This is a genomic window from Pseudarthrobacter sp. J47, from assembly GCF_049810315.1.
Lineage (GTDB): Bacteria > Actinomycetota > Actinomycetes > Actinomycetales > Micrococcaceae > Arthrobacter.
This window is the reverse complement of record NZ_CP187358.1, coordinates 1670416-1688064: the sequence shown is the minus strand read 5'-3', so window position 1 is coordinate 1688064 and position 17649 is coordinate 1670416. Positions and strand designations below refer to the sequence as shown.

Sequence of the window (17649 nt, the reverse complement as noted above, 5' to 3'; positions counted from 1 at the left end):
TGGCTCCGGGGGTATACGACAGCAAAATAGCCCGACGCCTGTGGCGCCGAAAAATACAGCTGTACGTGCTTCTCTCATCCAGACTTTAACTGTCGGCACTGGAATTCCACCAGTTCAACCGTCCGCCGCAGCCTTCGCAGGAAGGTTGCGGCTCGCGGGTCGCGGACTATAACCGCCGGTTCGGACTTACACCGACCCCGGAGCACGTATGTGTCTTGTCATTGTGCCACAACAGGAAGCTGCCGCCCGCTATTCCCGTGACCAGCGGCGTAACAACCAGGTGGCCTGCTGATCAGGCCCTGGCCTGGAGGGCCTTCAGGCCGGCATCACGCAACCTGGTGATCGCCCCGGAAGGATCGTCGGCGCCATATACCGCTGAGCCGGCCACAAAAACATCAGCGCCGGCCTCCGCTGCGCGCACGATGGTCTCTTCGGTGATGCCGCCGTCCACCTGCAGCGCCACGGACGCTCCGGAACCGTCAATTGCCGCCCGCGCCCGCCGGATCTTGGGCAGCGTCACGTCAAGGAAGGCCTGCCCGCCAAAGCCAGGCTCCACCGTCATGATCAGGAGCATGTCCAGTTCCGTCAGCATGTCCAGGTAAGGCTCGACGGCGGTGGCCGGGCGCAGTGCCATGCCCGCCTTGGAGCCGCGGGCACGGAGCTCGCGGGCCAGCTTTACCGGTGCCAGCGCCGCTTCAGCGTGGAAGGTCACCGAGGCCACGCCGGCGTCGGCATATTCGGGAGCCCAGCGGTCGGCGTCGGAAATCATCAGGTGCGCATCCAGCGGCACCGGACTGACAGCCTGGATCCGCTTGACCACGGGCAGGCCCAACGTAAGGTTCGGCACAAAGTGGTTGTCCATCACGTCGACGTGCACGGCGTCAGCGTTGCTGATGCGGGCGAGCTCGGCCTCGAGGTTGACGAAATCCGCGGAGAGGATGCTCGGGTTGATGCAGCACTGCGGCATGGGATGGCCTTTCGGTCAGGGCTTCTTCTGTCAGAGAGATTCTTTTGTCAGGGCTTCTTCCGGATGATGGCAAGGAACATGGCATCAGTCTGGTGGATGTGCGGCCACAGCTGGGCCGTCTGTTCGTGACCGGCGCTCAGGGAGCCGGGAAGGCTCACGGAGTCCAGGACCGCGCCGGCGTCCAGCAGTTCCAGGTCCTCGCGCTTGCGCAGCGCATCGCTGACCACCGCCGTGGTCTCCGCCGGGTGGGGCGAACACGTGACATAGGCCACCACGCCCCCGGGACGCACCGCGTCAATGGCCGACTTCAGCAGTTCACGCTGCAGCGGGCCGAGGTCAGCCAGGTCCTTGGGCGTGCGGCGCCAGCGGGATTCCGGGCGCCGGCGCAGCGCACCGAGGCCGCTGCAGGGGACGTCAACCAGTACCCTGTCGAAGCTGCCGGCGAAGGCGTCTCCCACCTCACGGCCATCCCCTGTGCGGACGCTCCAGGCCTCCCCCGGCACGGCGGACAGCGCCTGGCTGACCAGCTTGGCGCGGTGCGGCGCGGGCTCGTTGGCCAGCAACGTGGCTCCCTTGCGGTGCGCCAGCGCCGCGAGCAGCGCAGCCTTCCCGCCGGGGCCGGCACAAAGGTCCAGCCAGGCTTCCGCCTTGTCACCGGCGGCCGGTCCGTCACCCGCGGCAGGTGTAACGTCTGCCGCTGCCAGCGCACGGGCCACCAGCTGGGAGCCAACGTCCTGCACCCTGGTGGTGCCTTCGCGGATGGAGGCCAACCGGCCGAGGTCGCCGCCGCTGCTGAGCGCTGAACCCTCAACAAGTTCACCGGGAGCGGCGCCGCCTTCCAGCGCTTCCTCCAGGCTGCCGAGCCCGGGCAGGGCTACGAGGTTCACCACCGGAGCGGCATTGTCCGCGTCCAGGAGCTGATCGATGTCTGAGGCAGGCCGTCCGTGTGCCACCAGGGACTGGCGCATGGCGCGGACAATCCACTCAGGGTGGGCGTACCTGATGGACGCAATGCGGGTGGGATCGGTCTCGCCGCTGACAAGGACTTCAAGCCACTCGTCCATGGTGCGGGCAGCAACCTTACGCAGCACCGCGTTGATCAGCGCGCCGGGACCTGCCCCGATGACTGCCCTGGCCAGGCCAACCGTCTGGTCAAGGGCCGCGTGCGCCGGGACGCGCATGGCCAGCAGCTGGTGGACGCCGATGCGCAGGGCATCGAGGATGGCCGGATCAAGCTGGTCCAGGGGCCGGTCCACGCAGCGGGCAAGAATGGCATCGTAGGTGCCCTGGCCACGCAGCGCGCCGTAGGTCAGCTCGGTGGCAAATCCGGCATCCCGGCGGTCCAGCCGATGGTGGCGGATGCGGGCCGGAAGCACCAGGTTGGCGTAGGCGTCTTCGGTGGCCACGGCACGCAGCACCTCGAAGGCCACAAGGCGCGCGGGATCGGCGCGGCGGGTGCGCTGCGACGGGGCGTTGTCCGTAAAGCTGCGCTGCGCACTCCTGTTGCGTTCGCGTCCCTTCGCGTCACGCCGCACGCCGCCGGACCGGCCGTTGCCACCGGCATTCGGGCCGCCACTGCGGCCCCTGCCGTCGTTCCGGCCGGACTCTGCAGATCCGCTCATTCGAACACCACGCTTTCCTGGGAAGCCATTCCGCGGGCCCAATCGGGCGCGGCCATCATTTTCTTGCCGGCGGGCTGAACCCGCGTCAGTTCCACCGCGTGCGAGCCCGTGCCCACCAGGACGGTTTTTCCGCGAAGTTCAACAGTTCCGGGAGCCAGGTTCACGGCACCGGGATGCGGGATGACCGGTTCGAGCTTGACGCGTTGTCCGGCCAAGGAAGTCCAGCCACCGGGCTCAGGGGTAACGCCACGGATCTGCCGGTCAATGGCCAGCGCCGGCTGCTGCCAGTCCACCTTGCCGTCTTCGAGGGTCAGCTTGGGCGCCAGGGTTACGTCGCCATGCTGCGGCACGGGAGCCGCCTGGCCGGTCCCGATGGCGGACAACGTCTGGGCCAGCAGCACGGCGCCGCTGTGGGACAACCGCTCCAGCAGCTGGCCTGCGGTATCCCGTGGACCAACTGCCTCCGTCAGGGTGCCAAAGACGGGCCCGGTGTCCAGGCCTTCTTCAAGCCTGAACGTCACAGCACCTGTGACGTCATCCCCGGCCATGATGGAGCGCTGCACCGGGGCAGCACCGCGCCAGGCCGGCAGCAGGGAAAAGTGCAGGTTGACCCAGCCGTGCCGCGGAACGTCCAGCGCCGGGCCAGGAATCAGGCCGCCGTAGGCAACAATGGCGGCGACGTCCGGCTGCACTGCGGCGATCCTGTCCGTCACGGCGGCGTCCACCTTGGACGCCTGAATCACCGGAAGGCCCAGTTCCTGCGCGCGCGCAGCAACCGGCGACGGCGTCATGACCCGTTTGCGGCCCACCGGGGCGTCAGGACGGGTGAGGACAGCGACGACGTTGAATCCCGCCGCCAGCAGTGCATCCAGGGACGGGACGGCGACAGCCGGTGTGCCCGCGAAGAGTACCCTCATGAACCGGCGCCGAAGGAGCCGCCGCCGAACGCTGCCCCGGCTGAGCCGGATGCGCCGAAACTGGAGCCGACAGACTTGGCGCGCTTCGCCGTCGTGCTTTCGGCAATGGAAGAGTAGTTGGCGTTCCGGATGGCTCGCAGGGCCGCCTTGCGGTCTTCGCCGTCGAGGCGGTCCGTGAAGAGGATGCCGTCAAGGTGGTCGGTTTCGTGCTGGAAGCAGCGCGCCAGCATTCCTTCGCCTTCCACGGACACCGGATTTCCATGCATATCAACTCCCGTGACCCTGGTGCTGCGGTGGCGCCGCACAGGGAAGCCCAGGCCGGGAATGGACAGGCAGCCCTCCACCTGGTCTTCCTGGAAATCCTCGCTGTTTTCCAGGACGGGGTTGATGATGTGGCCTTCGACGCCGTCAATCCGGTACGTGAAGACCCGCTGGCTGACACCCACCTGGGGAGCGGCCAGGCCGGCGCCGTCAACGTCTTCCATGGTCTCTGTCATGTCGGCAACCAGTTTTGCCAGTTCCGGGCCGAAATCCGTCACGGGATCCGCCACGGTGCGAAGCACGGGATCGCCAATGATGCGGATGTTCAGAATGGCCATGGAGGAATGATCCTTACGGTAACGGGTAGTGGAGCCAGTCCAGTTTAGTTCCTGGCAGGCCCGGGTGCGCCTGCCTACGCGCGTGACATTCCCGACGGCGCATAGGCCGGAGGTGCTATGGGCAGCAACGGGTGGCCGGCACTTGCGGTGTCTGCGGACAGTTCCCACACGCGCCGCAAAGCACAGAATTTCCACCAGTGATGCTTCAGGACCTCCGGGTTGGCCCGTACCGGGCGGACCTCGGTTTCACCGATGGCCACCGCCAGCAGCAGCGGCTCCTCCCCATATTTCCAGGGCTCCCAGGTTCCGGCGACAGGATCCACCAGGCTCTCCTCGGCCTTCATGCCGGCGACGAGCTGCATAACCACCTTGGCGTCCAGCGGCTTAACGGTGCCGTCCCGGCTGGTGCCCTTGGTTTTGTAGTCGATCAGGCACGTCCTGCCGTTGATCCTGGCCACGAGGTCCAGGGTGCCTGCGTAGCCGACAGTCTGGTTCCACACGGTGATTTCAGGTGCCAGTGGCTCAACCTGGTACAACTCCCACCACTCGTCAAAGCGGGCAGCGAAGCCTTCCTCGCCGTTCGCGGCCAGCGCCTCACGGGCTTCCTTCATGGTGTGCGGACGGCCCAGTGCACGCAGGGCAACCTGCTCGCAGTAGTTATGGACCCTGTCTCCGCGCCGGGCTGCGGTGTCCCGGTAGGTTTCCGCCGCCTTCGCCGCCCGGCTGACTGCCTGCCGCAGCTTGGCGGGGCTCCCCAGTGACTCCGCCAACAGGGGATCCTGCGCGAGGCCGTTGGCGCCCATGTACCCGAACCAGCCGTCCAGGCCGTGGGGCTGCTGCCCTATGACGGTAGTGATGGACGGTACGGAGAACGGAGCGGAAGTGGACCGCGCATACATGCGGCCATATTCCGTGGCGTGGGCCAATAACGGATCGGTCATGCAAAGACTCTTTCATAGGGCACTGACAAGGGTTGCCCGCGAGGGCCCCATCCGTGCGGCGGGCATCCGCTGCCGGCATGGGTGGCTGCGGCAACTCCGATATCATGCTGATGCGCGGTGTTCCGGCATTCAATCCGTCACTGCCGCATTGATCCCGGGGGCAACTACTTTACAAAGGAACCTCGCTGTGGGTCTTTTCTCCTGGCTGGATGCCAAGGCAGACGCCTATATCAACCGTGCGGTCGCAGATGCCCTGGCGGACCCGCCCGCTGCTGAAGCAACGCACCCGGTTGAAGCAACGCACAGGAAACAGAGCAACCCCAGCAAACCTGGAAACAAAGAAGCCCGCCAGGCGTTTGGATAAACGTCCTGACGGGCTTTTCCATCTGTGGGCGATACTGGGTTCGAACCAGTGACCTCTTCGGTGTGAACGAAGCGCGCTACCACTGCGCCAATCGCCCTGATGCCTTTGAATGCTAGCGGACCTGCAGGCGTTTATGGAAATCGGCTCCGGGACCTGCCGCGCCACCCGCCTGAATCACAAGGATGTAATTTGATTTGGCCCCGTGATTTCAAGGATTTAGCAGGCATCCGGGTGCAGGAATGCGGCCTGATTTGGAGATTCCTCCAACCTCCTATAGAGTTCTTACTCGTTGGAAAGCGAGGGAACGCCGTCAACGGCAATCACTCCGGCCTCCAACATGCGGACGTAGCTCAGCTGGTAGAGCACCACCTTGCCAAGGTGGATGTCGCGAGTTCGAATCTCGTCGTCCGCTCGCAGGACACTGTCACGGCAACGGTTCTTTGGAAACGTCGCTTTACACGGTGGGTTGGCCGAGAGGCGAGGCAGCGGCCTGCAAAGCCGTATACACGGGTTCGAATCCCGTACCCACCTCGGTGAAAACCTTGGTTTCCGGTAACAACCGGTGAGCATTGGGCGATTGGCGCAGCGGTAGCGCGCTTCCCTGACACGGAAGAGGTCACTGGTTCGATCCCAGTATCGCCCACCAGGCAAGGAAACTTGCTTCATGCAGTACCGCCCGGCGTCGCCGGACGGACTTCATAATTGCGGACGTAGCTCAGCTGGTAGAGCACCACCTTGCCAAGGTGGATGTCGCGAGTTCGAATCTCGTCGTCCGCTCTCTACTTCATTACCCTGATCGGCCTCACGGCCGTGTACGGGCGATTGGCGCAGCGGTAGCGCGCTTCCCTGACACGGAAGAGGTCACTGGTTCGATCCCAGTATCGCCCACTCCGTTCAAGAACCTCCCTGCAGCAACCACGGGTTGCCGGCACGGAGTTTTTTTTGTTTCCCCGGACGCCCAATTTTTGGCCGATCCGCGCCAGAATTGGCCCGGAAGTTCGCCTTGAGCGCATCTTTACAAATTCTGTCAAAAAGCGCTTGGCACCCTCCCCTGCCGGGGTTAGGATCGTTCCCGGAGGAGCGAACTGGCTCCGCAACTGAAGGGAGGTGCTCGTGGGACTATTTGACGATCTTAAGGGCAAGGCTCAGGATCTCATCCAAGGCAACGAGCAGGCCATCAAGGACGGCATCGAAAAGGCCGGTGACTTCGTCGACTCGAAGACCGGCGGCAAGTTTGCCGACCAGGTGGACGCCGTCCAGAGTGGCGCATCTGACTTCGTTGACGATGCAGACGGCCAGCCCAACGAGGCCCCGGTTGCGGAAGAGGCTCCGGCCACCGAACCGACTCCGTAAGGAGTCCTGCGGTAATCCTGGGATTGCCCGAGTACGTCAAACAGGGCGCAGATCCTGCCGGGAGGCAGTGTCTGCGCCCTCGTCGTTTAACGCTCCCCCGGTCAGGCAGCGGCACGGCATTCCGGTAACGTTGCCGATTATGCCGAAGTCCCCGTCCACTGCCCCACGCACCTCCCCTGCCACGTCCGGCCCAGCCGGGCGGGCATCCCTGTCCCAGCCCATCGTGGCCGGGATCGTCACGGCCCTGGTGGGCTTCACCTCTTCCTTTGCCGTGGTCCTGGCAGGACTGCGGGCTGTGGGCGCGGATGGTGCGCAAGCTGCCTCCGGCCTGCTGGCCCTCACCCTGGTCTTTGGCCTTGCCGTCCTGTGGCTGGCCTGGCGCTCCCGCGTGCCTGTCACCCTGGCCTGGTCAACTCCCGGGGCTGCGCTGCTGGCAGCCGGAGGAATGGTCGACGGCGGGTGGCCGGCCGCCGTCGGGGCCTTCATTCTGACAGGGGTACTGATAGCGCTGACGGGATTGGTTCCAGCGCTCGGCAGGTTGTTGGCCCGCATCCCTGCAGCATTGGCACAGGCCATGCTGGCCGGCGTCCTGCTCCCTCTTTGCCTTGCCCCGTTCCAGGCGGTGGGAACGTTGCCGGCGCTGGTGCTCCCGGTGATCCTGTGTTGGCTTTTGATGATGCGTTTCGCTCCACGCTGGTCCGTCCCCGCGGCCCTGCTGGTGGCCCTGGCCGGTATCACCATCCAACTGGCCACCACGGGAACTTCCCTCAGCACTGATACTGTCCTGCCCGCACTGGTCTGGACTACGCCGTCGTTCACGCTTCAGGCGGCCGTGGGCATCGCCCTTCCTTTGTTCATCGTGACCATGGCGTCGCAGAACATCCCAGGTGTGGCGGTGCTGAAGTCCTTCGGCTACGAAACACCGTGGCGGCCGGCCATGCTCTTCACGGGGTTCGGCACCGCCATCGGCGCACCTTTTGGGGCCCACGCCATCAACCTGGCCGCGCTCAGCGCCGCCCTGGCTGCAGGCGAGGAAGCCGGGCCTGACCGGAGCCGGCGTTGGGTGGCCGGGTTCACCTCCGGCTTTGCCTACCTGGTACTTGCAGCGTTTTCAGCAGCCCTGGTGACGCTGGTCAGCGCGGCGCCTGCCGGGCTGCTCGAGGCAGTTGCGGGATTGGCACTCCTGGCCACCCTGGCCGCAGCGGTTTCCGCCGCCCTGCAGGACGTTTCGGACAGGATCCCCGCAGTGGTTACCTTCCTGGTGGCTGCATCCGGGCTGTCAGTCGCCGGGATCGGCGCGGCTTTCTGGGCGCTGGCTGCGGGACTGGTGGTGCGGGCGGTCCTGCGGCGTCGCCCTGCAGAGAACTAGCCAAAAACTAGGAAGGCTCGTGGTTCTGGCCTTCGCGGGCCAGCGCCGTCAGCCGGGAGACTGCCCGGAAGTACTTTTTCATGTACCCGCCGGTCATCATTTCCTCGGTGAACAGTTTGTCGAAGGGAACGCCACTGGCCAGGATCGGCACATCCTTGTCGTAGAGGCGGTCCGCGAGCACCACAAAACGCAGGGCCACTGACTGTTCGGTGATGGTCTCCACGTTGCGCCACACCACGCCGTCAATCCCGTCAATCAGCTGGCGGTAGCGGCTGGGGTGCACGCCTGCCAGATGGTTGATGAGTGTGCTGAATTCGTCCTGGGCCACCGTCTTGCCGTCAAACTCGGCCTTCATATGTGCGGGGAGGTCGCTGTTCTTCAGTGGCTGCGGGGCGGCGGGCAGGCCGCGGTGGCGGAAGTCCTCACCGTCGATCCGCAGGACGTCGAACTGGTCCGCCAGCACCTGGATCTCGCGCTGGAAGTCGACGGCGGCAAACCGGCCATCACCCAGGGACCCGGGCAGCGTGTTGGACGTGGCGGCGAGCTTGACGCCGGCATCCGCAAGTTCACGCATCAGCCGGGACATCAGCACCGTGTCTCCCGGATCATCGAGCTCGAACTCATCGATGCAGACCAGTTTGTAGTGGCTCAGAGCCTCAACGGTCTTCCGGAAGGACAAGGCCCCGACGAGGTTGGTGTATTCGACGAACGTGCCAAACGCCTTCGGTCCCGGCACGGCGTGCCAGAGGGAGGCCAGCAGGTGGGTCTTGCCGACGCCAAACCCGCCGTCGAGATAGATGCCCGCCCGTGACGTGTCCTTCTTGGCAAACAGCTTCTTCAGGAATCCGGCGCCGTCCCCGTTACCCACTCCCGTAGCGAAGGACTCGAGGGCATGGACTGCGGCCGACTGGCTGGGCTGCTTGGGGTCCGGCCGGTAGCTGGCGAACGAGACCTTTCCAAACCTTGGCGACGGATAAAAACCCTTGAGGAGCTCGTCCACCGATACCGCGGGAGTCCGGGCGGCGAGCTGTTCAATCTGTACCAAGGTGGTCCATTCTCTGTATGTCGTTACCCCAGCCAGAATACCGGCTGGGTGACGGCCCTCCCGAACCGAGGATGTTTCCCAGTGTTAACGGAATACGGCGCACCCCTCCCGGCGTAGTTAAGGTGGAGGCGTGGAACCTCATCCGCAGCCCGTCAGTGAAAGGCAAACAATGACCTACCCGGTTGACCAGAACGAAAAATTCGCCGCCTACGCCCACCCCGAAAGGCTCGTGTCCACCGAATGGCTCGCCAACGCGCTGGCCGAGGGAGCCATCGGGAACGGCAAACTGGTAGTCGTCGAATCGGATGAGGACGTCCTGCTGTACGAGACAGGCCACATTCCGGGCGCCGTCAAGATCGACTGGCACACCGACCTCAACGATGAGGTGACCCGCGACTACGTCGACGGTGCGCAGTTCGCAGCGTTGGCCGCAGCCAAGGGAATCTCGCGGGACAGCACCGTGGTGATCTACGGCGACAAGTCCAACTGGTGGGCCGCTTATGCGCTGTGGGTCTTTACCCTGTTCGGCCACGAGGATGTCCGCCTGCTGGACGGCGGCCGGGACAAGTGGATCGCTGAAGGCCGTGAACTCACCACTGACGTTTCTGCACCTGCACCCGGCGACTACCCGGTGGTCGAACGCAACGACGCCCCCATCCGCGCCTTCAAGGACGACGTCCTGGCGCACCTGGGCAAGCCCCTCATTGACGTCCGCTCCCCCGAGGAATACTCCGGCCAGCGCACCCACATGCCCGCCTACCCCGAAGAAGGCGCCCTGCGCGGCGGCCACATCCCTACCGCTGCATCGATCCCCTGGGCACGTGCTGCCGCAGAGGATGGCACCTACCGCAGCCGCGAGGAACTCGAGGCACTGTACCTCGGTGAGGCAGGCCTGAACGAGGGTGACGACGTCGTGGCTTACTGCCGCATTGGTGAACGCTCCAGCCACACCTGGTTCGCACTGAAGTACCTGCTGGGCTTTGAGACGGTGCGCAACTACGACGGTTCCTGGACCGAATGGGGCAACGCAGTCCGTGTTCCCATCGCCAAGGGCACTGAACGCGGATCCGTTCCGGCGTAAGCTGGAATTGATGACTACCACCGAACTTCCCACGGCCCTGGCCGAAATCGTCGATGACTTCCAGGCGATGACCGAGCCCGAACGCCTGCAGCTGCTGCTGGAATTCTCGCGCGGGCTCCCTGAGCTGCCCGAACGCCTGGGCAACCACCCGGAACTCCTGGAGCAGGTTGTTGAATGCCAGTCGCCGTTGTTCCTGACGATCGAAACCGAAAAGGCGGAATCAGGCGACCGCATCCGGCTGTTTTTCAAGGCTCCCGCCGAAGCCCCCACCACCCGGGGGTTCGCGGCCGTGCTTCATGAGGGCCTGGATGGGCTGACGGCAGCGGAAATCCTGTCTGTCCCTGACGACATGCCTGAGCTGCTCGGCCTGACCCGGGCCATCACGCCGCTGCGCATGCGCGGCATGACGGCGATGCTGGGACGCATCAAGCGCAAGGTCGGCGCCGTGGCCCGCTCGCAGGCCACTCCCGGCGCCTGACCAGGAGTTTTTCCACGTGGCACGGAAAGCACCTGCCTCGGGGACGCCCGCCACTGTCGCATTGACGGCGGCGGGCGTCCCCTTCGTACTGCACCCGTATGCCCATGACCCCGCAGCTGAAAGCTACGGCCTGGAAGCTGCAGAGGTTCTTGGAATAGACCAGGCGAGAGTCTTCAAGACCCTGATGGTGGAGGTGGATGGCAGCCTGGCGGTGGGCGTGGTCCCGGTCAGCGGCAACCTTGACCTGAAGGCCCTTGCCGGAGCCCTTGGCGCCAAGAAGGCCGCCATGGCGGATCCCGCCGCAGCCCAGCGCCGCACCGGGTACGTCCTTGGCGGTATTTCGCCCCTGGGCCAGCGGCAGGCGTCCCCCACCGTTGTGGATGCCAGCGCGCTGGATCTGGAGACCATGCTGGTTTCCGGTGGACGCAGGGGCCTGGATATAGAACTTGCGCCGGCGGACCTCATACGGCTGACCGGCGCCGTCACCGCTCCGATCGCGGGACCCAGGCGCGCTGGCCACTAACTGACGCGTTGGTCCTGGACCTGCCCCGGGTTGGTCCGCGGCGCCAGCTGGGTTCCCAGCCAGGCGCGCACCACGCCTTCCCAGCGAGCAGGTTCCACATTCCATTCCTTGGTGTGGCCTGCGCGGTGGAACATCTCGAAGGTGACCATTTCCGGATTCTTCTCAGCAAGCGCCGCGGACGGACCGTAAGGAACGTACTCGTCGTCAACACTGTGCAGGATCAGTGTTGGGGTGCGCAGCTGAACGGCCCGGGAAACCCAGTCCATGGCCTTGAGGTCAACGGGCGCGGCCAGGCCGGTCAGCCGCCTGCCCGCGGGGTGCCCCAGCATCATCTGGCCGTACCGTCCCACCAGTGAAGGGATCCTGTTCAGCTGGGCGTGGTGGGCGAGCACATCAACCCAGTTGATGACGGGTCCGTCGAGCACCATGGCCCTGATCAGGTGCCGGTGACGGGAGAGGTCAGCCGTCTGCAGGCAAATGGCGCCGCCCATGGACCAGCCGAACAGCACCACTTCCTCCGCACCGTGCGACAGCGCATATTCAATCGCGGCATCCACGTCACGCCACTCGGTGGAGCCGAGGCCATACCGGCCGTCACCCGCGGACGGCGCCAGGCCATCGTTCCTGTAGGACACCAGGAGGCTTGTCAGTCCCAGTGCGCGGGCGGTGGTGACGGCCCTCAGCCCTTCCTGTCTGGTAGCTCCCCTGCCGTGCACCATAATCGCCCACGTGTTGGCTGTCCGGTCCCGTCCGGTTCCGGTGGAGTCGCCAGGCAGGACCAGCCATGCCGGCGCTTCCCCGCCCTCGACGTCGACCATTACGTCCTCATACGGGAGTCCGGCTGCTGCGGGGTTGGGATGGACGGCTCCGCTCCACCAGCCCCGGGTCGCCTTGGTGAGGTCCCCGGAATAGACCTCTTCAACCTCGCGCTCCACCGTCCGCTCCGCTGGAGAGTACGAAACGATCCGGCCGACCCGCGCATGGCCGGTGCCGCCGTCGAAAAACAGACCGTAGGAGCCCTCTGTGGTGTTGTCCTCATTGGCAGCGAGGATCACATGCAGCTTCTCGCCGTCACGGGTGACGGCCAGGATCTCCTGGTCCTCCGCCCGTTGCCGGACGGGCGTGATGACCCGCCGGGCAAAGTAGACGGCCAACGCCGAGGAACCGGTAGCAAGGGCGGCGCCAATGGCACCGCCGGCGATGAGTCCGCCGATCCCCCATTTGGTGGACGTGGATAAACCGGTGCCGGCGGTGGAAGCAGGTGGACGATGGGATGAGGCCATGCATCTATTCTTACCGCCACAGGCCGTGGCCCGGGGCATCGTGTCGCACGCCGCGCGGTACTAGGCTGTGGACATGAGCGATCCCATTGTCATCCTGACCGAAGAACCGCTGGTTGCAGAAGACCGCCAGAACATCGAAAGCCTGGTGGATGGCCGCGACGCGCAACTGGTCCTGCTGGTGCCGGCAAACACTGAGCGGCACCTCCTGATCGACTTCCTGGAGAACCTGTCCATGCTGGAAGTCGCCAAGGCCTTCCGCGAGCTCGTTGCGAAAGCCCCGGACCCTGAAGCCGAACGTACTGCTGCCGGTGAGACCCTGGCCGCCTCGCTGCGCACGCTGCAGGGAGTGGGCGCCGGCGTCAGCGGCGAGATCGTTGAGGGACGTGCCGTGGACGGATTGGTGGCCAAGGTCAAGGAACTCCAGGCTACGCAGGCCGTGGTGGTGACCCGGCCGCATGCCATCGCCGACACCCTGCATACAGACTGGGCCAACAAGGCCCAGGACATCCTTGGCCTGCCCGTGCTTCACCTGTACGCGGGCTCGGGATTTATTGGTGACTCGTAAGCGTTCACTACAGCATGAGTGTCTTTGACAAGAATTACCTGGACAAGGCTGGATCCATGACCAACCCCGCGGAAAAGACCGACGAGCAGTGGCGCCAGGAACTAACGCCTGAAGAGTTCCACGTGCTGCGCCAGGCCGGTACCGAACGCCCCTACACCGGTGAGTACTGGGATACGCACACGGCCGGGGTCTACCAGTGCAGGGCCTGTGGCACCGAGCTGTTCACCAGCAACGAGAAGTTTGACTCGCATTGCGGCTGGCCGTCCTTCTGGGCTCCGCTGGCGGAAGGCCGGGTGCGCTACATCCACGACCGCACCTTGGGAATGGACCGCGTGGAGGTACGCTGCGGCACGTGCGATTCGCACCTGGGGCACGTGTTCGAAGGCGAGGGCTACGGCACTCCCACAGACCAGCGCTACTGCATCAATTCGGTGTCGCTGAAGCTGGTGCCCCGGGACGGGTCCTAGCTCCACATTCGTCATGGCTGAGTGCCCGTCGATCCACACTAAGCAAAAGAGTCTCTAATGCTCGGCTTGATTTTGGATTAGTGCCACTGGTTGCTTGCTACGCTCGCAAATAACACGGCAAGCAACCAGAAAGGCCTTCGCGACAATGACGACCGCAACGTCCGCACCTGCCCGCATCACCGCAACGAATCCCGAGTGGACAGCACTCAAGGCGGCAGCCTCAGCCCTGCAGGCACTCCAGGTCCAGGACGGCTCGATCCCCGAGGAAACCAACCACGCCGCGGCCTCCACCCACGTGGACACCCTGCTGGTTTCGGTGGAATCGCTTGCCCCAGCGTTTCCCCACGATGCGGCGTACCTTGAGGCCGTGCAGGAAGACTTCCGCCGCTGGCGCGACGCCGGATTTGGCGTACCGGACTTCCTGAACTCACTCCTGGCCTTCCAGCCGCAGGAGCAGCGCGTCGACGGCCTGCAGCACCTGGTGATCTTCCCGATGTACACACAGAACGGCAGCACCAGCCGGCTGGTGGAGGCCGTGCTGATCGAGGTCATCTGGCCTGAATTCATTGGCGGACTTGAGGCAGGCGAGTACTCCAACAAGCTGTTCGTTCCCATCCGCTTCCTGGATTTCACTGCCGGCTACGACACCAACTCCGCCGTCCTGTTCCCTGAGTCGGTGGCAGTTCGCGAAACACCCACCTTCACCTGGGGCGCCATCTTCGCCGACCGTGAAGCCGCCCGGTTCCGCCGCGTCCTTCGTGCCGCTGCGGACATCACGTCGCTGGAACTTCCGGCCGACGCAGCGGAGCTGCTGGACAACCAGCAGCTCGCCGAAGAAACCTTCGTCATGTGGGACCTCATCCACGACCGCACCCACATGCGCGGGGACCTGCCGTTTGACCCCTTTATGATCAAGCAGCGCATGCCGTACTTCCTGTACTCCCTGGAAGAACTCCGCTGCGACCTGACCGCCTTCCGCGAATCGGTGCGGATCGAAAAGGACGACGACGCCGACCCCCAGGCCCGCAAGCACGCCCGCCTGGTGCAGTATGCAGTCATCTTCGACAGGATCTTCCGCTTCGCCATCACGGGATCACGCGTCCGCAACTACGACGGCCTCGGCGGCCAGCTGCTGTTCGCCTGGATGCACCAGCACCACGTGCTGCACTGGACCGACACCCGGCTCACCATCGACTGGGACGAAGCGGCCGACGTCGTGATTGCCCTCGGTGCCCGCATCGACGAACTGTACTGGCGCTCGATCGACCGGCCCAAGACCGCCCACTGGCTTGCCGCCTACGAGCTGATCTCGGAGACTGTTACGGCGAACCCGGCCTCCGTGTGGGCCAAGGGTCCGGATGCCCTGCCGCTGGATGGCCCGCCGCGCGGCCTCACGGACCAGGTGCTTGACGACGAGTTCCCACTGTCCATGTTCTACGAAGCACTGGAGAAGAAGATGCGTCCCGTTATTGAATCCACCGCCGGCATCACCGGACTGTCCCAGGCCGTGGGCGGCCCGCAGTGACCACCGCTCCGGAGGGGTCCGGCCGCACTGTCCTTGTTACGGGCGGCAGCGGTTCCTCAGGGATCGCCGTGGCCCGGGCCCTCTTGGCCACCGGCGCCCGCGTCGTGCTGGTGGGCTCCGACCCCGGCCGCATCGCCACGGCAGCGGCCGAAGCGGGCGTCGGCGCCACCCACCTCGTGTGCGACCTCGCGGATGCCGCCGACGTCCAACGCCTCCACAAGGAGGTCGCTGCCACGGCAGGCCCCGTTGATGGCGTGATCCACCTGGTGGGCGGCTGGCGCGGTGCCACAGGCATTGCGGACCAGACAGACGCGGACTGGGATTTCCTCTCGACGGCGGCCATCACCACCCTGCGCAATGTCAGCCGGGAATTCTATGCCGAACTCGAAACGGCGCCAGCCGGCAGGTTCGCCATGGTCTCCTCAACGGCTGTCGAGGCCCCCGCGGCAGCCATGGCGAACTACGTCGCCGCCAAGGCCGCAGCCGAGGCCTGGACTGTGGCCATGGCCGAGGGGTTCACCCGCTCGGGAAGCCCGGCAGCCGCCGTCGTCCTGGTGGTGAAATCCCTGGTGGACAGCGAAATGCGGGCGCGGCAGCCTCAACGCCGCTTCCCCGGCGCCACCGACGTCGATGACCTGGGTGCCGCCGTCGCAGGCCTGTTCAGTACCCCCGCAGCAGAGATCAACGGCCATAGACTGAAAGTGTGACCTTTCCCTTGAACACCATGACCCAGACCCCGTCCGAAACCGCCGGCGTACTGCCCTCGGGGCGGATCCACAACCCGTCCGTCCGCGGCTTCGCCTCGGACAACTATTCCGGCATCCATCCGGAGGTGCTGGCCGCCCTGGCCGGTGCCAACGACGGCCACCAGGTGGCCTATGGTGACGACGAGTACACGGCACGCCTCCAGGAAGTCCTGGAAGGCCACTTCGGCCCGGGTATTGAGGCGTTTCCGGTGTTCAACGGCACCGGCGCCAACGTGTTGTCACTGCAGTCCCTGCTGCCGCGCTGGGGTGCTGTCATCTGCGCCACCACAGCGCACATCAACGTTGACGAGAACGGTGCCCCGGAGCGGATCGGCGGCATCAAGCTGCTGGCCGTCCCCACGCCCAACGGCAAGCTCACCCCTGAGCTGATCGACCAGGAAGCCTGGGGCTGGGGCGATGAGCACCGCGCCCAGCCCCTGGCCGTCTCCATCACGCAGACCACCGAAGTCGGCACCTGCTACACGCCCGAAGAAGTCCGGTCACTGGCGGACCACGTCCATGCCAAAGGCATGAAGCTGCACATGGACGGTGCCCGGCTGGCCAACGCCGCAGCCCACCTTGGCGTGCCGCTGCGGGCCTTCACCCGCGACGCCGGCGTGGACATCCTTTCGCTGGGCGGCACCAAGAACGGACTCCTGTATGGGGAAATCGTGGTGTCGTTGAACCCGGAAGCATCAGCAGGCCTGAAGTACCTGCGCAAGATGAACATGCAGCTTGCCTCCAAGATGCGTTTCCTCTCCGCCCAGTTCATTGCCCTTCTGGAAGGTGACCTGTGGCTGCGGTCCGCCTCGCACGCCAACGCCATGGCCAGCCGGCTGCGGGCTGCCGTTGAGGATATCGACGGCGTCAGGCTCACCCAGGACACCGAATCGAACGGCGTCTTTGCAGTGCTGCCTGCCGGAGTGGCGGACCGGCTGCGGAAGTCCTTCCGGTTCTACGACTGGAATGAAGCCACCGGAGAAGTGCGGTGGATGTGTTCATTCGACACCACAGCTGAGGACGTTGATGACTTTGCAGCGGCAGTACGTGAGGAACTCGCGGCGTGCCTGCGGTGAATGCCGCCCGGAGTTAAGTACTCTGCGAGGGTGAACGATCTCGCCCACGTTCCCGCAGATTTCCTGCACGCACTGGGAACGCTCCGGAAGGCCAAAAGCCGCAGTGAACTGCGGCTGGCCGAAATCCCTGCGCCCTCAAGGCTGGCCCCCTACGCCGTAGCCCTGGGGGCCGAGGTCCTGTCGCCGGCCTCCGGAGCCACCACCCCTGTCCACGGCCCCGCCGCCATGGCCCTGGCTGCGGCAGGGCCGGAGGACGAAGAGGAGCTGGCCACCGGCCGCTTCATCCTGCTGCATGACCCCGAAGGTTCGGCGGTGTGGGACGGCGAATTCCGGATCGTCACCTACATCCGCGCCCAACTGGAGCCGGAGATGGGCAACGACGAAATGCTCGGTTCTGTTGCCTGGACCTGGCTGGTGGAAGCACTGGAGAACCGCAAAGCCGCCTACCGGGCCGCCGGCGGCACGGCCACCAGGGTGCTCTCGGAGAGCTTCGGCACCCTGGCCGGCCGGCCGGACACCATCGACATAGAGCTTCGGGCCTCCTGGACCCCCGCAGGACCGGACGTCGGAGCACACCTGGAAGCGTGGTCGGACATGGTGTGCACTTTTGCCGGGCTTCCACCCCTTCCCGACGGCGTCTCCGGACTTCCCGGCCGTCGCCGGAACTAGTCCGAACGGTGCCCGGAGCCACCATGCCTTCGGTTTTCCGGGCCATTGACCGCATTATC

19 protein-coding genes, 6 tRNA genes and 1 riboswitch are annotated in these 17649 nt (G+C 65.3%); of the genes, 17 read left to right on the top strand and 8 right to left on the bottom strand.

Features of this window, described 5'->3' with window-relative positions:
• Positions 1-61 precede the first annotated feature (61 nt).
• Positions 62-210: riboswitch (FMN riboswitch) on the bottom strand.
• A gap of 82 nt (positions 211-292) precedes the next feature.
• The 5 genes from rpe to ACPJW8_RS07530 all read right to left on the bottom strand — a co-directional run bounded on the left by rpe (position 293) and on the right by ACPJW8_RS07530 (position 5046).
• Positions 293-967 (bottom strand): ribulose-phosphate 3-epimerase, encoded by a 675-nt coding sequence (rpe, locus tag ACPJW8_RS07550; protein ID WP_330188564.1) that lies wholly within the window; start codon positions 965-967, stop codon positions 293-295.
• Between the two features lie 47 nt (positions 968-1014).
• Positions 1015-2589, bottom strand: coding sequence for an RsmB/NOP family class I SAM-dependent RNA methyltransferase (locus ACPJW8_RS07545; RefSeq protein WP_330188565.1), 1575 nt, complete (start codon positions 2587-2589; stop codon positions 1015-1017).
• Entirely contained in the window at positions 2586-3506 is a 921-nt protein-coding gene (gene fmt / locus ACPJW8_RS07540) for a methionyl-tRNA formyltransferase (RefSeq protein WP_330188566.1), read from the bottom strand. The genes ACPJW8_RS07545 and fmt overlap by 4 nt, the downstream gene beginning before the upstream one ends.
• Entirely contained in the window at positions 3503-4105 is a 603-nt protein-coding gene (gene def / locus ACPJW8_RS07535; RefSeq protein WP_330188567.1) for a peptide deformylase, read from the bottom strand. The genes fmt and def overlap by 4 nt, the downstream gene beginning before the upstream one ends.
• A 74-nt stretch (positions 4106-4179) precedes the next feature.
• The gene (locus tag ACPJW8_RS07530; protein ID WP_330188568.1) at positions 4180-5046 is read right to left on the bottom strand and encodes a cytochrome; all 867 of its coding nucleotides are present in this window, start codon (positions 5044-5046) and stop codon (positions 4180-4182) included.
• Between the two features lie 187 nt (positions 5047-5233).
• Here ACPJW8_RS07530 and ACPJW8_RS07525 point away from each other — a divergent pair, with 187 nt between their 5' ends.
• Positions 5234-5410: a hypothetical protein gene (locus ACPJW8_RS07525; protein WP_330188569.1), complete on the top strand. Its 177-nt coding sequence runs from the start codon at positions 5234-5236 to the stop codon at positions 5408-5410.
• A 25-nt stretch (positions 5411-5435) separates the two neighbouring features.
• On the opposite strand, the gene ACPJW8_RS07520 is transcribed toward ACPJW8_RS07525, so the two are convergent.
• A tRNA-Val gene (locus ACPJW8_RS07520) sits at positions 5436-5507 on the bottom strand.
• A gap of 242 nt (positions 5508-5749) precedes the next feature.
• Here ACPJW8_RS07520 and ACPJW8_RS07515 point away from each other — a divergent pair.
• The 7 genes from ACPJW8_RS07515 (at position 5750) to ACPJW8_RS07485 (ending at position 8132) form a co-directional block, all read left to right on the top strand.
• Positions 5750-5822 (top strand) — tRNA-Gly (locus ACPJW8_RS07515).
• Between the two features lie 48 nt (positions 5823-5870).
• Positions 5871-5941, top strand: a tRNA-Cys gene (locus ACPJW8_RS07510).
• Between the two features lie 40 nt (positions 5942-5981).
• Positions 5982-6056, top strand: a tRNA-Val gene (locus tag ACPJW8_RS07505).
• Between the two features lie 58 nt (positions 6057-6114).
• Positions 6115-6187: transfer RNA gene (locus tag ACPJW8_RS07500), tRNA-Gly, on the top strand.
• A gap of 39 nt (positions 6188-6226) precedes the next feature.
• Positions 6227-6298, top strand: a tRNA-Val gene (locus ACPJW8_RS07495).
• Positions 6299-6523: 225 nt separating this feature from the next.
• On the top strand, positions 6524-6763 hold the full coding sequence (locus ACPJW8_RS07490; RefSeq protein ID WP_425256432.1) for an antitoxin: 240 nt from the start codon (positions 6524-6526) through the stop codon (positions 6761-6763).
• 139 nt (positions 6764-6902) lie between these two features.
• Positions 6903-8132 carry a benzoate/H(+) symporter BenE family transporter gene (locus tag ACPJW8_RS07485; RefSeq protein ID WP_330194170.1) on the top strand — a complete coding sequence of 410 codons (1230 nt, stop codon included), beginning with the start codon at positions 6903-6905 and terminating at the stop codon, positions 8130-8132.
• 7 nt (positions 8133-8139) lie between these two features.
• On the opposite strand, the gene zapE is transcribed toward ACPJW8_RS07485, so the two are convergent.
• On the bottom strand, positions 8140-9177 hold the full coding sequence (gene zapE, locus ACPJW8_RS07480) for a cell division protein ZapE (protein WP_330188572.1): 1038 nt from the start codon (positions 9175-9177) through the stop codon (positions 8140-8142).
• Between the two features lie 169 nt (positions 9178-9346).
• Between zapE and ACPJW8_RS07475 the strand changes: the two genes are divergently transcribed.
• Genes ACPJW8_RS07475 through ybaK form a run of 3 tightly spaced genes read left to right on the top strand, consistent with a single transcriptional unit; the run spans position 9347 to position 11259 of the window.
• The gene (locus ACPJW8_RS07475; RefSeq protein WP_330188573.1) at positions 9347-10258 is read left to right on the top strand and encodes a sulfurtransferase; all 912 of its coding nucleotides are present in this window, start codon (positions 9347-9349) and stop codon (positions 10256-10258) included.
• A 10-nt stretch (positions 10259-10268) separates the two neighbouring features.
• Positions 10269-10736, top strand: coding sequence for a SufE family protein (locus tag ACPJW8_RS07470; RefSeq protein WP_330188574.1), 468 nt, complete (start codon positions 10269-10271; stop codon positions 10734-10736).
• Between the two features lie 16 nt (positions 10737-10752).
• On the top strand, positions 10753-11259 hold the full coding sequence (gene ybaK, locus ACPJW8_RS07465; RefSeq protein ID WP_330188575.1) for a Cys-tRNA(Pro) deacylase: 507 nt from the start codon (positions 10753-10755) through the stop codon (positions 11257-11259).
• Here the strand turns inward: ybaK and ACPJW8_RS07460 are convergent.
• Positions 11256-12542: an alpha/beta hydrolase family protein gene (locus tag ACPJW8_RS07460; protein WP_330188576.1), complete on the bottom strand. Its 1287-nt coding sequence runs from the start codon at positions 12540-12542 to the stop codon at positions 11256-11258. The two genes, ybaK and ACPJW8_RS07460, sit on opposite strands and share 4 nt — an antisense overlap.
• A gap of 73 nt (positions 12543-12615) precedes the next feature.
• On the opposite strand from ACPJW8_RS07460, the gene ACPJW8_RS07455 reads away from it, so the two are divergent.
• The 6 genes from ACPJW8_RS07455 (at position 12616) to ACPJW8_RS07430 (ending at position 17590) form a co-directional block, all read left to right on the top strand.
• On the top strand, positions 12616-13107 hold the full coding sequence (locus ACPJW8_RS07455; RefSeq protein ID WP_330188577.1) for a hypothetical protein: 492 nt from the start codon (positions 12616-12618) through the stop codon (positions 13105-13107).
• Positions 13108-13121: 14 nt separating this feature from the next.
• Positions 13122-13574 carry a peptide-methionine (R)-S-oxide reductase MsrB gene (gene msrB / locus ACPJW8_RS07450; protein ID WP_330188578.1) on the top strand — a complete coding sequence of 151 codons (453 nt, stop codon included), beginning with the start codon at positions 13122-13124 and terminating at the stop codon, positions 13572-13574.
• 145 nt (positions 13575-13719) lie between these two features.
• Positions 13720-15099 carry a DUF6421 family protein gene (locus tag ACPJW8_RS07445; protein WP_330188579.1) on the top strand — a complete coding sequence of 460 codons (1380 nt, stop codon included), beginning with the start codon at positions 13720-13722 and terminating at the stop codon, positions 15097-15099.
• Positions 15096-15806, top strand: a complete 711-nt coding sequence (locus ACPJW8_RS07440) for an SDR family NAD(P)-dependent oxidoreductase (protein WP_330188580.1) — start codon at positions 15096-15098, stop codon at positions 15804-15806. The genes ACPJW8_RS07445 and ACPJW8_RS07440 overlap by 4 nt, the downstream gene beginning before the upstream one ends.
• 17 nt (positions 15807-15823) lie before the next feature.
• Complete coding sequence (locus ACPJW8_RS07435; RefSeq protein WP_330188702.1) at positions 15824-16921, top strand: low specificity L-threonine aldolase; 1098 nt, start codon at positions 15824-15826, stop codon at positions 16919-16921.
• The gene (locus ACPJW8_RS07430) at positions 16922-17590 is read left to right on the top strand and encodes a DUF3000 domain-containing protein (protein ID WP_330188581.1); all 669 of its coding nucleotides are present in this window, start codon (positions 16922-16924) and stop codon (positions 17588-17590) included.
• Positions 17591-17649: the final 59 nt, after the last annotated feature.

Excerpts from the sequence above, each read along its gene's own strand:
- rpe (WP_330188564.1), bottom strand. The coding sequence starts at position 967 with ATGCCGCAGTGCTGCATCAACCCGAGCATCCTCTCCGCGGATTTCGTC.
- ACPJW8_RS07545 (WP_330188565.1), bottom strand. The coding sequence starts at position 2,589 with ATGAGCGGATCTGCAGAGTCCGGCCGGAACGACGGCAGGGGCCGCAGT.
- fmt (WP_330188566.1), bottom strand. The coding sequence starts at position 3,506 with ATGAGGGTACTCTTCGCGGGCACACCGGCTGTCGCCGTCCCGTCCCTG.
- def (WP_330188567.1), bottom strand. The coding sequence starts at position 4,105 with ATGGCCATTCTGAACATCCGCATCATTGGCGATCCCGTGCTTCGCACC.
- ACPJW8_RS07530 (WP_330188568.1), bottom strand. The coding sequence starts at position 5,046 with ATGACCGATCCGTTATTGGCCCACGCCACGGAATATGGCCGCATGTAT.
- ACPJW8_RS07485 (WP_330194170.1), top strand. The coding sequence starts at position 6,903 with ATGCCGAAGTCCCCGTCCACTGCCCCACGCACCTCCCCTGCCACGTCC.
- ACPJW8_RS07475 (WP_330188573.1), top strand. The coding sequence starts at position 9,347 with ATGACCTACCCGGTTGACCAGAACGAAAAATTCGCCGCCTACGCCCAC.
- ACPJW8_RS07470 (WP_330188574.1), top strand. The coding sequence starts at position 10,269 with ATGACTACCACCGAACTTCCCACGGCCCTGGCCGAAATCGTCGATGAC.
- ACPJW8_RS07460 (WP_330188576.1), bottom strand. The coding sequence starts at position 12,542 with ATGGCCTCATCCCATCGTCCACCTGCTTCCACCGCCGGCACCGGTTTA.
- ACPJW8_RS07455 (WP_330188577.1), top strand. The coding sequence starts at position 12,616 with ATGAGCGATCCCATTGTCATCCTGACCGAAGAACCGCTGGTTGCAGAA.
- msrB (WP_330188578.1), top strand. The coding sequence starts at position 13,122 with ATGAGTGTCTTTGACAAGAATTACCTGGACAAGGCTGGATCCATGACC.
- ACPJW8_RS07445 (WP_330188579.1), top strand. The coding sequence starts at position 13,720 with ATGACGACCGCAACGTCCGCACCTGCCCGCATCACCGCAACGAATCCC.
- ACPJW8_RS07435 (WP_330188702.1), top strand. The coding sequence starts at position 15,824 with ATGACCCAGACCCCGTCCGAAACCGCCGGCGTACTGCCCTCGGGGCGG.
- ACPJW8_RS07430 (WP_330188581.1), top strand. The coding sequence starts at position 16,922 with ATGCCGCCCGGAGTTAAGTACTCTGCGAGGGTGAACGATCTCGCCCAC.